Origin of the sequence: Lacrimispora sp. (genome assembly GCF_047605665.1) — a bacterium.
GTDB lineage: Bacteria > Bacillota > Clostridia > Lachnospirales > Lachnospiraceae > Lacrimispora.
On record NZ_JASGFH010000029.1, the window covers coordinates 1 to 14,555 of the forward strand.

General features: G+C 43.3%; 23 protein-coding genes. 17 read left to right on the forward strand and 6 right to left on the reverse strand.

What is annotated here, in order from left to right; genetic code table 11:
• The coding region (locus QM657_RS18345; protein ID WP_415068151.1) for a hypothetical protein at positions 1–220 on the reverse strand (220 nt) is incomplete at its 3' end.
• Between the two features lie 209 nt (positions 221–429).
• Between QM657_RS18345 and QM657_RS18350 the strand changes: the two genes are divergently transcribed.
• Positions 430–645, forward strand: coding sequence for a helix-turn-helix domain-containing protein (locus tag QM657_RS18350; RefSeq protein ID WP_158377719.1), 216 nt, complete (start codon positions 430–432; stop codon positions 643–645).
• A gap of 326 nt (positions 646–971) precedes the next feature.
• Here QM657_RS18350 and QM657_RS18355 read toward each other — a convergent pair whose 3' ends face one another.
• The 4 genes from QM657_RS18355 to QM657_RS18370 are packed head-to-tail and all read right to left on the reverse strand — an operon-like array spanning position 972 to position 3,237.
• Positions 972–1,241 carry a hypothetical protein gene (locus QM657_RS18355; RefSeq protein ID WP_415068152.1) on the reverse strand — a complete coding sequence of 90 codons (270 nt, stop codon included), beginning with the start codon at positions 1,239–1,241 and terminating at the stop codon, positions 972–974.
• 2 nt (positions 1,242–1,243) lie between these two features.
• Positions 1,244–1,966 carry an SHOCT domain-containing protein gene (locus QM657_RS18360; RefSeq protein ID WP_415068153.1) on the reverse strand — a complete coding sequence of 241 codons (723 nt, stop codon included), beginning with the start codon at positions 1,964–1,966 and terminating at the stop codon, positions 1,244–1,246.
• A 53-nt stretch (positions 1,967–2,019) separates the two neighbouring features.
• Positions 2,020–2,490 carry a hypothetical protein gene (locus QM657_RS18365; RefSeq protein ID WP_415068154.1) on the reverse strand — a complete coding sequence of 157 codons (471 nt, stop codon included), beginning with the start codon at positions 2,488–2,490 and terminating at the stop codon, positions 2,020–2,022.
• 15 nt (positions 2,491–2,505) lie between these two features.
• Entirely contained in the window at positions 2,506–3,237 is a 732-nt protein-coding gene (locus QM657_RS18370) for a helix-turn-helix domain-containing protein (RefSeq protein ID WP_415068155.1), read from the reverse strand.
• A gap of 193 nt (positions 3,238–3,430) precedes the next feature.
• On the opposite strand from QM657_RS18370, the gene QM657_RS18375 reads away from it, so the two are divergent.
• Genes QM657_RS18375 through QM657_RS18385 form a run of 3 tightly spaced genes read left to right on the forward strand, consistent with a single transcriptional unit; the run spans position 3,431 to position 4,566 of the window.
• Complete coding sequence (locus tag QM657_RS18375) at positions 3,431–3,670, forward strand: hypothetical protein (protein WP_415068156.1); 240 nt, start codon at positions 3,431–3,433, stop codon at positions 3,668–3,670.
• Positions 3,667–4,314, forward strand: a complete 648-nt coding sequence (locus QM657_RS18380; RefSeq protein WP_415068157.1) for a Bro-N domain-containing protein — start codon at positions 3,667–3,669, stop codon at positions 4,312–4,314. The genes QM657_RS18375 and QM657_RS18380 overlap by 4 nt, the downstream gene beginning before the upstream one ends.
• Before the next feature lie 27 nt (positions 4,315–4,341).
• On the forward strand, positions 4,342–4,566 hold the full coding sequence (locus QM657_RS18385) for a carboxypeptidase (protein WP_415068158.1): 225 nt from the start codon (positions 4,342–4,344) through the stop codon (positions 4,564–4,566).
• Between the two features lie 117 nt (positions 4,567–4,683).
• Here QM657_RS18385 and QM657_RS18390 read toward each other — a convergent pair whose 3' ends face one another.
• Positions 4,684–5,310, reverse strand: coding sequence for a hypothetical protein (locus QM657_RS18390; RefSeq protein WP_415068159.1), 627 nt, complete (start codon positions 5,308–5,310; stop codon positions 4,684–4,686).
• Positions 5,311–5,574: 264 nt separating this feature from the next.
• On the opposite strand from QM657_RS18390, the gene QM657_RS18395 reads away from it, so the two are divergent.
• From QM657_RS18395 to QM657_RS18455, 13 genes are all read left to right on the forward strand, one after another.
• Positions 5,575–5,742 carry a hypothetical protein gene (locus QM657_RS18395; protein ID WP_415068160.1) on the forward strand — a complete coding sequence of 56 codons (168 nt, stop codon included), beginning with the start codon at positions 5,575–5,577 and terminating at the stop codon, positions 5,740–5,742.
• A gap of 45 nt (positions 5,743–5,787) precedes the next feature.
• Positions 5,788–5,934, forward strand: coding sequence for a hypothetical protein (locus QM657_RS18400; protein WP_415068161.1), 147 nt, complete (start codon positions 5,788–5,790; stop codon positions 5,932–5,934).
• Positions 5,935–5,949: 15 nt separating this feature from the next.
• Entirely contained in the window at positions 5,950–6,177 is a 228-nt protein-coding gene (locus QM657_RS18405; RefSeq protein WP_415068162.1) for a hypothetical protein, read from the forward strand.
• 12 nt (positions 6,178–6,189) lie between these two features.
• Positions 6,190–6,381: a DUF6906 family protein gene (locus tag QM657_RS18410; RefSeq protein WP_415068163.1), complete on the forward strand. Its 192-nt coding sequence runs from the start codon at positions 6,190–6,192 to the stop codon at positions 6,379–6,381.
• Positions 6,382–6,429: 48 nt separating this feature from the next.
• Positions 6,430–7,704 carry an AAA family ATPase gene (locus QM657_RS18415; RefSeq protein WP_415068164.1) on the forward strand — a complete coding sequence of 425 codons (1,275 nt, stop codon included), beginning with the start codon at positions 6,430–6,432 and terminating at the stop codon, positions 7,702–7,704.
• Positions 7,704–8,840: an ATP-binding protein gene (locus tag QM657_RS18420; protein ID WP_415068165.1), complete on the forward strand. Its 1,137-nt coding sequence runs from the start codon at positions 7,704–7,706 to the stop codon at positions 8,838–8,840. Before QM657_RS18415 ends, QM657_RS18420 begins: the two co-directional genes overlap by 1 nt.
• Positions 8,841–8,854: 14 nt before the next feature.
• Entirely contained in the window at positions 8,855–9,307 is a 453-nt protein-coding gene (locus QM657_RS18425; protein ID WP_415068166.1) for a DUF669 domain-containing protein, read from the forward strand.
• A 2-nt stretch (positions 9,308–9,309) separates the two neighbouring features.
• On the forward strand, positions 9,310–10,893 hold the full coding sequence (locus tag QM657_RS18430; protein WP_415068167.1) for a DEAD/DEAH box helicase: 1,584 nt from the start codon (positions 9,310–9,312) through the stop codon (positions 10,891–10,893).
• A gap of 13 nt (positions 10,894–10,906) precedes the next feature.
• The gene (locus tag QM657_RS18435) at positions 10,907–13,120 is read left to right on the forward strand and encodes an AAA family ATPase (RefSeq protein WP_415068168.1); all 2,214 of its coding nucleotides are present in this window, start codon (positions 10,907–10,909) and stop codon (positions 13,118–13,120) included.
• Positions 13,092–13,295: a hypothetical protein gene (locus QM657_RS18440; protein WP_415068169.1), complete on the forward strand. Its 204-nt coding sequence runs from the start codon at positions 13,092–13,094 to the stop codon at positions 13,293–13,295. Before QM657_RS18435 ends, QM657_RS18440 begins: the two co-directional genes overlap by 29 nt.
• A 134-nt stretch (positions 13,296–13,429) precedes the next feature.
• Positions 13,430–13,720, forward strand: a complete 291-nt coding sequence (locus QM657_RS18445; RefSeq protein WP_415068170.1) for a hypothetical protein — start codon at positions 13,430–13,432, stop codon at positions 13,718–13,720.
• Positions 13,707–14,105, forward strand: coding sequence for a RusA family crossover junction endodeoxyribonuclease (locus tag QM657_RS18450; protein ID WP_415068171.1), 399 nt, complete (start codon positions 13,707–13,709; stop codon positions 14,103–14,105). The genes QM657_RS18445 and QM657_RS18450 overlap by 14 nt, the downstream gene beginning before the upstream one ends.
• Positions 14,102–14,320 carry a hypothetical protein gene (locus QM657_RS18455; RefSeq protein WP_415068172.1) on the forward strand — a complete coding sequence of 73 codons (219 nt, stop codon included), beginning with the start codon at positions 14,102–14,104 and terminating at the stop codon, positions 14,318–14,320. Before QM657_RS18450 ends, QM657_RS18455 begins: the two co-directional genes overlap by 4 nt.
• Positions 14,321–14,555: the final 235 nt, after the last annotated feature.

Below are 14,555 nucleotides of genomic sequence, written 5' to 3' on the forward strand. Positions count from 1 at the left end.
CTGTAAGAACTTCAATTACTGCCTGGAAATATTCGATCTCTGCCTTAGCGTTAGCAATTGCATTCTTACAGGAGGGTCCCTGTTTCCAAGCTGGCTGGTTATTCCAGAACTCAACAACTCTTTCTTTCTGTGCGATAGCTTCTTTACAGAATTCAACGGTTAATGCTCCGTTGGATTCTTTGATGTTTGCCATAACTCTTTCTCTCATTTTCTCTGTCATTGCCATGTCCTCCTTGATTTGTTGTATCAACCTTATGGACTTATTATAGCACTAAAATCAGGGATATCCTATTGACATTATCACTAAAGTTGGAGATATTGAATTGTGCATATTGTCACTATTTTTAGGGACTTTGTGATTTTTATAAATTGTCTCTTGTATTAGTGACATTCTTGTGCTAGAATCACTAAAAAAGGAGGCGTGATATAATGGCAATTCGATATGATAAGCTGATTCAAAAATTAACAGAGGGGAATTATACCTCTTATACAATGAAAAAAACAGGATTGATGGGTCAAAGCACTTATCAGGCTGTCATGGAAGGTAAGGGACGTTTGAGCCAAGAAACAATTGACCGCCTATGCAAAGAATTTAACTGTCAGCCTGGTGATCTCATGGAATGGGTGCCAGATGAAGAAGAGTAAAAAGCCGTGACTTTTTGGGGTCACGGTTCTTTTAATTTATACCCATTTGTATACCCAAGAGGAAAAAAAGTAATAGAAATAAAGGGAGATAATGGGGTAAAGTGAATTTTTAGAAACAAAAAAAGCCCATAAAATGGGGCTTTTGAAGTGTAATAAATATAATGGGGTGTGCAATAAACGCCTCCGACACTCTTGCCAGGACGCTTTGGAAATGATATAATTCACTTGTCTAAGGTGGATATATCTTTCCGGAATGCCGGCAAGAGAAAATCTATGTAAAGCCGTTCCGATTGCAGTCGGGGCGGTTTTTCAATTTATTTATTAACTTAAAGACCCTTTCGTCTCTTATAGGCTTCTAATTCTCTTTTTTCCTGCGCATAATCAATATCTGTCAATCTGCACAGTTCCTGGTCTGAAATATTTTGTTCGTCAAGAAAGATTTTCGATCTATATGCCCAGTGAGCATGCCGAATTTCCCTAAGTTCAAAGTCTTCTATCCTGCTAATTTCTTCGTTATTTAATGTTTCCTTAAACTGTTCTTCGATGCTTAAATATGCTTTTTCCAAGGTTTCTCCTTTCTCAAGTTCTCTATCCATGTTTACTGATTAAGTAGTTGTTTCTTTTTGTTGTCGAAGTCTTCCTGAGTGATAGCCCCCATATCCAAGAGTTCTTTCAACGCCTTTATTCCTTTAAGGGCATCTGTCATCTCCTTTGATGCTGAGGAAACTGAAACTTCCTTTTCCATCACAAAACATCGAATCTGGGAATCAATAGTTGAATTACAAGCAATGGTAAACGAAAAAATCACATTGTCGCTTATTCTTTGTAGTTTAATAATGGCGTTACTTGGCTTCTCAATTTGTTTATGTACTTGTTGTGTAGATGATTGCTGGGCGGATTCAGTCTTTGCCTTATTTTTCCCTCCTGCCCCTATGGCAGCCCCTACAATAGTGCCCACGCCAGGAAAAAGTGCTGTTCCAATGAGGGCGCCAGCGGCCATTTTTCCGGACTTTCCTTTTTTCGTTGTTTCGCTGCTGGCCACGCCTTGTGTATTTGCGGTCATAACAGATTCATATTTGGGGCCACCCCAATCATAACCTACAATTTTGTAAGCAATAGAGTCACTATAATTGAAATATGTAGTGCCATCTAATTTCTGGCGAAGCGTGGAAAGTTGAGGGATGTTAGCTTCTTTAAATCCAAAGATTATGTTTAATGATAAACTTCTGTCTTTGGAATACTCTGCCTGATTTAGAACCCTGGCTTTAGTGTTTTCAATTTCGTTTTTGGCCATTCCGACCAAGTTATCCATTATTCCCATACTCATTTCCTCATTTCTTTTGTTTTATTAAAAAGCCATTGGCTATTTAACCCCTATTCAATTGAAAACATCATCGTATGTACCTGAAGATTCGGTTCAAATTGAATCATATATTTCCCATATGTAGTTTTAACACCATATATCTGGCGGTAATATTCAAGTGCTTCGATCAAAGAATCTTCAGATACATCTAAATATTCTGCCATATCATAAAGAGTTTCGCAATGTGCATTATAGGCCCGTACAAGGCCGAACAAACCAATCCTCTTATTGTATCCCCATAAACGGGCAGCCCTTTCCTGTTTTTTGCTTTCAACAGTATCCTGCTCCACGATCCGTCCCACTGAAGTATAATAGTGTCCCATTTCTTCTGCCAGGACATCGGCTTTTTTCGCAGTGGTAGGAATGTCTTGCCTTATGGCAATTCTTTTGCCCTTTAAGCGTCCATTATTGTTTAAGAGAGGTTTTTCCTTCACAAGAAGCCCTGCAGCGTCTGCTTCCTCCAATAAGTCATCATAACTCAATATAAATTATCCCCCCTAGAAATTTGGATCATCCATGATATCATCATCATGTTTGTTTCTTGCATTGTCATTTAGTTCCTTTTTTGAAAGATCGGTGCGCTGCTGAGCAGCATCTGGTATAAGATGCTCCTGCTCAGCCTCAGCCTCCTGTATGTTCAGAAGGTTTTGACTATAGTTGATAACCTTTTTCTTATTAGAATTACTAAGTCTAGAAAAGGTATTTAGGAGTTCCTTTTCATAATACTGAATATTCCAAGATTTCGCAAAGGTCATCATTGCTTCCTTTTGCTTGAAGAAAAGTTCTGGGTCAACCTCTGCCAGTAACTTAGCGTCAGCAACCCCTTTACGTGCCAAGGATTCGTATTTGTTAACTAACTCATAATCATGCATGCAGGCAATGATCTCATTAGATTTATTTTTTATAATTATAACATCATCGTTGGGGGCATCAGAAAAAGAAAGAAAATACCCTGCTTTTTCTAATATATTCATGGCCTCTTCCAATTCGTCATCAAATCGAACAACATTCTCATCTTCATAAATATCCCAGCCCATTAATTCTTGTGGAGTGGTTTTAAGTGCCTCTGCGAAAGCTTTAATTTTTGTTTGCGGTAAATCTACTAGCCCTTTTTCGATTTTAGCAATGGAAGAGCGATTTGTGTATCCGGTTTTTTGAGCAAGATCATCTTGTGACAATCCTAATTCTTCCCTTTTTCTCTTAATATTCATATATAAATTAAGCATCATAATACCGCCTTTCTGTAATTTATAATAACATAAGTGTGAAATAAAATCAACAGCCATATTGCTGAAGTTGAAAGTTATTCACATCTTTGGATAAATAAACTATTGAATTAAATTCACAAACGGTGTTGACTTTGATTCACAATTATGCTATTGTAAGAATGTGAATAAAATTCAACAAAAGGAGGCGAGAAGTTTGGCAGATATTGATTTATTAAGAGAAAGGATGGTGTCATCAGGAATGACCGTAACCTCTATTGCAAAACGAGCAGGAATGCTCAGGGAAACATTATATAACCGCTTAGATCCTAATGCAGATTTTAAGGCCTCAGAAATTGCAGCGTTGACGAGGGTGCTTAAATTAAGCAAAAGCGATAGAGATAGAATTTTTTTTCCTCATAAAGGTGAATTAAATTCACAAAAGGAAAACCTATGAAAACTGAAATATGGAACGGATACCCAGTTCGCTTCGTAGAAAAAGATGGTGAATGGTGGGCGGTTGCTAAAGATGTAACAGATGCGCTTGGTTTTGCGCAGGCTCATGATGGCACGAGGAAAATGCCTGAAAAATATAAGGGTAGGTACAAAGTACCGACCACATCAAATAAGACTAAATCACCAGAAGCACAGGAAATGATTGTACTCAATGAAAAAGGCTTATATCGATTAATAATGAGAAGTCATAAGCCGGAAGCTGAAGAATTCCAAGATTGGGTTTTTGAAATGCTTAAGGCTCTTCGTCAGTCAACTGGACTGGAGGGGTTTCAGATATTTCGGCTGTTGGACAAGGACCATCAGAAGGAAGCCATGGCAAAACTCAGCCAAGCACTAAGAAATCCAGTAAGAGTGGATTTTGTCAAAGCAAATATGATAGCCAATAAAGCAGTATCCAGTAAACATGGATATCCCAAGATGATTAAAAAGGGAGCCATGTCACCGGAAATGCTGGTAGATCGTCAGGAGTTGCTTGACAGTACCGTGGAACTTATGGGAGTCAAGGAAAAATATAACCTCAATTTATCTGTAAGTGAAGAAGTTTATAAACTGGCGGCAGGACAAAAAGAGAATCAGTCAGCATGATATGACTAAGGCAGAAGAGGATAGGAGGTGAGAGAGGTGGAGGCTTATAGAAAACCGATCAGGCCTCGTGGAACAGACGCAGCTAAAGTGATTCAAGTTATTGAAACACGCTCTTTACGCGGTGTTGGAACAGATGAAGATAAGTGCAGGTGTGTTATTCAATATTGGGATTTTGAAGGAAATTTGCTGGCAGAGAATGATCCGTGTGCAGAAGAAAAAGTAAAGAATATGGGAGGTGAGAGGGTTAGGTGAATATGCTGTATGCGTTAATTACAGCTATAGCCAGTTATACAATAACTATGAAATACGGAATGGGTTTAGGTTTAATAACATTCTCTGTTTGTGTATTAGTATTGAAAAACCGGTAATTTAGAGGTGCTTTTCTAAAATCTTAAACAGCCCCAAAATACACACCAATCCTAAAATGGTGAAAATTATTTGAGTTGTTCCGTTTGCGGAATTATAAAAAAGTCCTCCTGCTGTAATTAGTATAGAAAAAATAATGAGTGCAGATATAAGTGAAAAAATAAATAGTACTGCCCAAATTGCTGTATAAAACACAAGGAAAAGCTTGCTTTTGTACTGGTTTCTGTTAATACGATATTCAAGAGAGCGTGTTTTTAATTGTAATCTACGGCAGGATTTATCAAATGCTTTGTCTATATATGAGCAAAGCGAATTAAAGCTTTCGGTATTGGGATTTTTCTTACAATAGTAATATACACTCAGCAACTTTCCATCTGCCAAACTTTTGTTTCTTTCAATTATGTTTAAAGCTTTCGAAAGTATTTCAGAATCCGGACTTTGATAAAGAATGGGTTCAAGTACATCAAAGAGAGGGAATATTAATTTTTCGTGACGTTCTTTTGTAAAAGAAATAGAAGTTTCGGACTTAAAGATGTAAAAGGAAACAATAACGGTTGCTAATATGCCTATAAAGTTCAATGGGTCGAAGCTTGCTTGTGGATTATTAATAATTTGATTAATTAATTCCATTTTCTTATCTCCCTATTAAAAAGTAAATTTGATATTTATTATATGCCTAAAACAAAGATTTTTCAAGAAAGGAATGGTGATACATATAAAATCAATAGAAAAAGAAGCACCTAACGCGGTAACAGGCCGATCCTGTAAGTCCTGCCGGCACCAGCCCCGTTGTCCAGATCGCAGCCGGCGGTATCCGTGTAAAGACTATAAATTAAAAACCTGTAAAAGTGTACAAACCTTGTTACATAAAATCAGTTAGAAAGGGGTGGTAATGTGGGCGTAGTAAAGGAAGTAAAGCGAGGAGAGACAACTTTTATTTTTCATGATGATTTTTGTAAAGACACAACGCCCGAAGAGGTTCAGGCCAGTAAAAAGAGACTTGGAGAAATAGCCTACCCAGCATTAAGGGCGAAATACCTGCGCGAGGAGAAAACCGGCTGAGGCCGGGACTGGTGGACAAGCTTTAACGGATTTGAAGGAGGATTTATGAAGTATTATGAAAACTTAGACGATTTTGACGACGGGAGCCGATCTCCAGTTCTTGACTGGGTGGAGTGGTTTGTGAGCCGAGTTATTGTGATTGGAGCCGTTGGACTGGTGTTTGCGTTTTGTGGAGCGCTGGAGAGTTTGTGAGAGGAGGAAAGAATAATGCCAACTAAGGAAGAAGTATCAGAAACAAAGAGCCCTGTGAGCTTTCCGAGCAGTATATTGGAGTATGCTAAAAGTAAAAGCCATGAAGGCTGTGATTTTGACGCTGTGTTTGCCATGACGTCAGGATATCTTAATTCCCAAGCGGAGACACGGCCGAACTTAATTTACTCCGTGGAAGAGGTTAAAGAATTGATTAATTACCTTTTTGATCTGCATTGTAAATAAGGAGGGATCCTGATGGGAAAGAGTAAAGCAAAGAGTCCTACCCGCCAGCAGAAGGTCATTATAACCGGCGCAGGACTTAAGCCGGAGAGCTGGCTGGTGATCAGTGAGTCACCTGAGGAGCTTAAGCTGGTAAGCCGTGGATCCGGGAGAAGCCGGGCAATTAAAAAAGACCCGGTGGCTGTAACCACCAAGGTCAGTAGATAAGAAACAGATTATAACCCTATTATACATGGGAAGTTGGAGGAAATCAAGATGTCTATGAAAATTAATCAATTAGAAATTGAGAACGTAAAGCGCATTAAGGCTGTAAAGATAGAACCATCAGCAAACGGCCTGACGATTATCGGCGGCAGGAACAACCAGGGGAAGACCTCTGTACTGGATTCCATTGCCTGGGCTTTGGGAGGGGACAAGTACCGTCCCTCTCAGCCTCAGCGGGAACAGTCCGTGATTCCTCCCAACCTTCGCATTGTTATGAGCAATGGCCTTGTAGTGGAGCGAAGGGGGAAGAATAGTGCCTTAAAAGTTACTGATCCAAATGGAGAGAAGGGAGGCCAGCAGCTTCTTAATGATTTTGTAGAGCAGTTCGCCCTTAATCTTCCTAAGTTCATGGAGTCGGGATCGAAAGAGAAAGCTCAAATCCTGCTTAAGATCATCGGAGTGGGAGACAAGCTGGCAGAATTAGAGAGGGAAGAACAGGAAAAATACAATGAACGGCTTACCATTGGCCGCATTGCAGATCAGAAAGAAAAGTACGCTAAAGAGCAGCCTTATCATACTGATGCCCCAGCAGAAATAGTCTCAGCTTCGGAGCTTATCAAAAAACAGCAGGATATTCTGGCCCAGAATGGAGAGGACCAGAGGAAGCGAGAACGGCTTTATCTACTGGAACAGGAAGACCAGAGGCTTATGGAGCAGATTCAGGAGCTGTTAAAGAAGCAGGAAGCTGTCCGCGCTGATCTTGCCTTTGCCAGAATGGATGCTAAGGATTTAAAGGACCAGTCCACCGCAGCGCTGGAGCAGAGTATTTCTGACATTGAAGAGATTAATCGTAAAGTGCGGGCCAACCTTGATAAAGAAAAGGCTGAGGACGATGCCAGGGAGTACCGAAGACAGTATGACCAGCTTACCAAACAGCTTGAAGATACCCGTCAGAAAAAGAGTGATCTGCTTAAGACAGCGAAGCTTCCCCTTCCAGAGCTCTCCGTAAAAGATGGGGAATTGGTTTACAAAGGCCAGCAGTGGGACAACATGTCTGGTTCGGACCGTCTAAAGGTGTCCGCCGCCATTGTCCGGAAATTAAATCCGGAGTGTGGTTTTGTGCTTCTGGACAAGCTTGAGCAGATGGATTTAGAGATACTTAAGGAGTTTGGGGAGTGGCTGGAAGAAGAGGGTCTGCAGGCCATTGCTACCAGGGTAAGCACTGGAGAGGAATGCTCTATCATTATAGAGGACGGATATGTGGCAGGAGAGGAACACCCACTCATGGAAGATAAAAAGACAGAATGGAAGAAAGGAGTATTTTAATGCAGATTATAAAAGGGAAGATCCCTTCCGCCAAAAAGGTGATCGTGTATGGTCCGGAAGGAATTGGAAAATCAACATTTGCCGCACAGTTCCCAGAGCCGGTATTTATCGATACAGAAGGCAGCACCAAAGACATGGATGTGGCAAGGTTTGAAAAAGCGTCAAGCTGGACAATGCTCATGGAGCAGATTCGCTACACCAAAGCGCATCCGGAAATATGTAAAACACTGGTCATTGATACTGCCGACTGGGCAGAGCAGATGAGTATTGCAGATCTTTGTGCTAAAAATGGGAAAAAGGGTATTGAAGATTTTGGATATGGAAATGGTTATGTATATGCAAAAGAAGAATTTGGACGTTTTCTCAATGCCCTGGAGGAAGTTGTGGAGGCAGGAATCAATGTTGTTGTGACAGCCCATGCCCATATTAAAAAGTTTGATCAACCGGATGAGCTTGGCTCCTATGATCGTTGGGAATTAAAGCTGGGAAAGAAAACCAGTTCCCAGACAGCGCCGCTTTTAAAGGAATGGGCTGATATGGTCCTGTTCTGCAATTACAAGACCATGGTGGTTAATGTAGACGGACAGGGAGCCCAGAAAGGTAAGAATAAAGCCCAGGGTGGAAAACGGGTTATGTATACGGCCCATCATACTTGCTGGGACGCTAAGAACCGGTATGGACTTCCGGAGGAACTGCCTTTTGAGTATGATGCGATCCGCCATATCATAGAAAGTTCCGATATGGGAATCCCCATATCGGAAGAAATAAAAGTAAATCCTCCGGTTTCACAGCCGAAACAGGAGAAAAACGAAAATCCGGTCAGCGAGAAAGCTCAGGAACTGCCAAAGGAAGAAAAGACAACTCCACCGGTGGAGGATAAGTCAGAACCTATGAATCCCCCGGATGTGAAGGTTGATGAACGGATTCCGAAAGCTCTCCGTGATCTGATGATTCTTCATCAGGTTGACGAGTGGGATATTCAGAATGTAGTGGCCGCCAGGGGGTACTTCCCTGCAGATATGGCAGTTGCTGATTATCCACAGGATTTTATTGCCGGTGTATTGGTGGGGGCCTGGGAACAGGTTCATGGCATGGTTAAAGAAATGAAAAAAACTGACAGCTTGGTATTTAATTAAGGAGGTAATGATTTATGAGTGAAGAAATGGGAAGAGAAATAGGCTGGGACGACCAGATTGAAAATGAGGGCCAGGATTTTGAGCCCTTACCGGCTGGAGAATATGAATTTACAGTAGCTTCTATGGAGCGCGGAAGATTTGCGGGTAGTGCCAAGATGACGGCCTGTAACATGGCTAACCTGGATTTAATCGTTAAGGACGCAGATGGCAATGACCGTCATGTATATGACACCTTGTACTTGAATTCCAAAGCTGAATGGAAACTGAGCCAGTTCTTCCTTGGAATTGGGCAAAAAAAGAAGGGGGAATCATTGAAACCCAACTGGAATACAGTTCCTGGGTCTACCGGAAGATTAGAGCTTTACATAGATGAGTATAAAGATAAAGAGGGAAAACCTAGAAAGAACAATAAAGTTTCCAGATACTTTCCCCACGAACCTAAAAAATTTGAACCAGGGAAGTTTTAATTATGGAGCTTAGGCCATATCAATCAGAGGCAAAGGCCGCTATCTTTGAAGAATGGGACAAGGGCGTCAAGCGGACGCTCCTGGTCCTCCCTACTGGGTGTGGTAAAACTATTGTATTTGCCAAAGTAGCGGAGGATTGTGTGCGCCGGGGAAACCGGGTCCTCATTATGGCTCACCGTGGGGAGCTTTTGGAACAGGCTGCTGATAAAATCGGGAAAGCCACGGGTCTGGGATGCGCTACGGAAAAAGCAGAAGAATCCTGCCTGGGGAGCTGGTTTAGGATTGCGGTTGGCTCTGTTCAGAGCCTCATGCGGGAAAAAAGACTAAAGCAGTTCCCGGCAGACTACTTTAATACCATCATCATTGATGAAGCACATCATTGCCTATCTGACAGTTATCAAAAGATTCTGGATTATTTTAAAGGGGCCAATATTTTAGGTGTTACAGCCACACCAGACCGTGGGGACATGCGGAACCTAGGGGAGTGTTTTGACAGTCTGGCTTATGAATATACCCTTCCAAAGGCAATCAAAGCCGGTTATTTATCTCCGATCAAAGCCCTGACTCTTCCCTTAAAACTTGACCTATCAGGCGTTGGCATGCAGTCAGGGGATTTCAAATCAGGGGATATTGCCACAGCCTTGGACCCGTACCTTTATCAGATTGCTGATGAAATGGAAAAATACTGTAAGGAGCGAAAAACGGTTGTATTCCTTCCTCTGGTCAAAACAAGCCAAAAATTCCGGGATATCTTAAACGAAAAAGGATTTCGGGCCGCAGAGGTCAACGGAGACAGCAAGGACCGGGCGGAGATCCTGGCAGCTTATGAAAGGGGCGATTATAACGTCCTCTGCAACTCCATGCTGCTTACGGAAGGCTGGGACTGTCCCAGTGTTGACTGCATCGTGGTCCTCCGGCCTACAAAGGTGCGCAGCCTGTACAGTCAGATGGTAGGCCGTGGCACCCGATTATTTCCGGGGAAGGACCACTTACTATTGTTAGACTTCCTATGGCATACGGAACGACACGAGCTTTGCCACCCTGCCAGTCTGATCTGTCAGGATGAGGAAGTGGCCCAGAAAATGACTGAGAACATCGAAAAAGCCGGTTGCCCGGTGGATATTGAAGAAGCAGAGAAACAGGCTGCTGAGGATGTGGTGGCCCAAAGAGAAGAAGCCCTCGCTAAGAAGCTGGAAGAAATGAGAAAGCGCAAGAAAAAGCTGGTGGATCCATTGCAATTTGAAATGAGCATTCAGGCAGAGGATTTATCCGGATATGTCCCGGCATTTGGCTGGGAAATGGCACCTCCCTCTGAGGGACAGAAGAAAGAACTGGAAAAGCGGGGCATTCTACCTGATGAAATAGACAATGCAGGAAAAGCCAGTCTCATCCTGGATCGTTTACACAAGCGTCAGGAAGAGGGTTTAAGTACACCAAAGCAGATCCGCTGCCTGGAAAAGTACGGATTTCAGCACGTGGGGACGTGGAACTTTGATGCAGCCAAACACATGATTGACCGCATTGCGGCGGCAGGCTGGAGAAGCGCTCCTGCAGGCGTCAATCCGCAGGATTATAGACCGGAATAAGGAGACTTGAAACATGGAGAGTACATACGACCTCTTGGAGGTCCTTAATCATATAGATCCCTCAGAACTTTCTTATCAGGACTGGATCAATGTAGGAATGGCTTTACAGCATGAGGGATATTCCGTTGATGTATGGGACCGCTGGAGCATGAATGATCAGCGCTATCATGCAGGGGAATGCGAAAAGAAGTGGCGGGGCTTCCACGGGGCCGGTACTCCGGTAACAGGTGGGACCATTGTCCAGTATGCCAGGGAACAGGGCTGGACACCACCTTATGATCCTGGTACGGCTCTTGACTGGAACGATCCCATATCTGCTGAGGGTGTTATTGTTGATGGAAGCTGGGTGGAAGATCGGGAAGTGGTGGAACCGAGGCAGTGGGACCCGTCAAAAGAGCTGATCAAATATCTGGAAACACTTTTTGAAGCTGGAGAAAACGTTGGCTATGTTGTTAAAAGCTATAAAAAAGAAGATGAAAATAAATGGGTGCCGGCAGACCGTGGGGCCTATGACCGAACTGCAGGGCAGCTGATTGAACTGTTATCACAATGTAAAGGCGATATCGGCAGTGTGTTAGGAGACTATGACTCTGAGGGCGGAGCCTGGATCCGCTTCAATCCTATGGACGGAAAAGGGGCCAAGAATGAGAACGTCACTGATTTTAAATATGCACTGGTGGAATCAGACTCTATGGAGATTGAAAAGCAGCACGCCATTATCCGGGAGTTGGAGCTTCCAGTTGCCTGTCTGGTCCATAGTGGAGGAAAAAGCCTTCACGCTATTGTGAGGATCGATGCTGCAGATCAGACAGAGTACCGGAAACGGGTGGATTATCTTTATGATATCTGCAAAAAGAATGGACTCGCCATTGACCAGCAGAACAAAAATCCTTCCAGACTTTCCAGAATGCCTGGTGTCATACGAGGCGGTCAGAAGCAGTTCATTGTTGATACTAATATCGGGAAGGAGAGTTGGGCAGAGTGGAAGGAATGGATCGACTCCATTAATGATGATCTTCCCGATCCGGAAAGCCTGGAAGATGTCTGGGAGAACCTTCCGGACCTTGCCCCTACCTTAATTGATGGCCTACTGAGACAAGGTCATAAAATGCTGATTGCTGGCCCGTCAAAGGCCGGGAAATCGTTTTTACAGATAGAAATGTGTATTGCCATAGCAGAGGGTAAAAAATGGCTTAATTGGGCTTGTGCGCAGGGAAAGGTCATGTATGTGAACTTAGAGCTTGACCGGGCCAGCTGTCTCCATCGTTTTAAGGATGTGTATCAATCCCTGGGCTGGCAGCCTAAGAACCTAAAGAACATAGATATCTGGAATTTAAGAGGAAAGTCCCGTCCCATGGACAAGCTGGCGCCCATGCTGATCCGCAGGGCGGCGAAAAAGAATTACATAGCCATTATCATTGACCCGATATATAAAGTCATTACCGGTGATGAGAACAGTGCAGACCAGATGTCCAATTTCTGTAATCAGTTTGACAAGGTGTGTACGGAGCTGGGAGTGGCCGTGATCTATTGCCATCATCACAGCAAGGGGAGCCAGGGCGGAAAGAAGTCCATGGACCGGGCCAGCGGCTCCGGTGTGTTTGCCAGGGATCCGGATGCGCTGATTGACCTTATCGAGCTGGAAGCTACAGAAGAGTTGATGAAACAGCAGGAGAACCGGACAATCTGCGATTGTTGCAGGCAGTACCTTGATGCGCATTTTAAGTGGGAGGACGACCTTTCTCAAGACGATTTATGCAGTAGCTTCCAGATGCTTAATTATTGCAAGGAGAAGCTGGACAAGTGGCAAATGGTGGCCCTGGAGCGCAATATAGAGGCGGCCAAGGACAGAGTACGGACTATGACCGCATGGCGCATTGAAGGGACGCTCCGGGAGTTTTCAAAGTTTGATCCGGTGAATCTATGGTTTAATTATCCGGTTCATCTACTGGATCAGTCCGGGGTCCTGGGAGACATTCAGCCAGAGGCGGATACGCCTTCCTGGAAGAAGAATTTCAGTAAGAAACGAACTCCGGAAGAAGCCAAGAAGGAACGGAAGGAGAGCCTGGAAACACATTTTGAATCCTTAAAGAGTTTCAATGAAGACGGAAAAGTGACAATAAAAGATCTTGCAGAAGGCATGGGAACGACTGAAAAAACAGTCCGGAACCGCATCAAAGAGCACGGAGGCTTCTGGATTGATGAAGGTTATGTGGGTAAAAAGTAGAGGGAAAAAGTCGAAAGGGAAGAGCTTCCCTTATGAAGAAAAACACGAAGATTTTCCTTTCCCTCTAAAAATGAAAATCTCGAAAAATATCGGGAATTTCCTTCAAAGGGAAAAAGTCGGCAAAATACCGAGATTTTCTAGGGAAGGGAAAATGTACTCTCTTAACAGAGAGTAATAAGGCATTTTCCCTGACGGTCAAAGGGGGAAAGAAAGGTGGGCTCAAGCGCTGCCCACCCTCCTTCCTTCCCCTGTCCTTTGACAAATAAAAATTTTCACAGGTGAATTTCACACGTTAAAGGAGTGGAGTAATTGAAAGTGATTGAGATAATTGAAAAAGGCTATCTTTTGGAACAGCAAAAATTGGTAGATATTTTTAAGCAGCACGCACAGGGGTGTATGCCTGAGCTTCCAGTAGTATTTAAGCTACCCAGGGGTCCAAGGTACCGACAATATATTAACAGGATTCCCTGTAAGACAATAGGCGGGAAAGGTGAATATCACTTAATCTCAATGCAAGTTGTGGATTTCGTTAGGCTTATGGTCAGTTGTGGGATTGAGGTGAAGATTTATGAAGAGTCCGAAGACAATGAAGACGATTGATTTTTTCATGGCAATGAAGCCGCCCACCGTGACCCATCAAGAGAAGCAGGTGCATGTGGTGAATGGAAAACCGGTCTTTTATGAACCTGATGAGCTCAAGGCGGCTAGGGCGAAACTGTTGGCACACTTGGGACAACACATCCCGGAAGAGAAGTTCACTGGTCCAGTAAGGTTGACAACGTGGTGGTGTTTTCCCGTCACTGGTAAGCACAAGAACGGAGAATACAAAACCAGTAAGCCTGATACTGACAATCTGATCAAGCTCCTTAAGGACGTCATGACAGAGTTGCGCTACTGGAACGATGATGCGCAGGTGGCCTCTGAGGTGATTGAAAAGTACTGGGCGGATCTCCCTGGGATTTATGTGAAGGTGGAAAGCCTATGACAGATCAGGAAGTACAGAAGGCCTTTGATGAGGTGTATAACAAGTTCTGGCTCAACTACCGGGATAAGCCTCTACCAAGGCAATCCGATGAATGGGAACGAATGAACAGCTGGGCGGCGGTCCTGATGAAGAAGTATCCCTTCATGGAGCAACTGGTAGCGGAAATGGTAGCAGAGTTTGGACAGAGAATGTGGAGAAAAGAAGATGACCAGTAAAAAGAAAGACAATGCCCCCCCCCCCAACAGGAAAAGACTCACCTCTGCCATATCTGCGGCAAGGAGATCCACGGGGAGCATGTGTACATAGAAACCAAGAGAAAGAGTAAGCTGCATATACATTTTGGCTGTATGCCGGGAGGCAATGAGGAAAAATGGAGGAAGTTAAATAAATAGATTAGAATTAATTGATGTGGAGAAAAGTTGAGATATTTCTAACAACGTAAGAAAAACG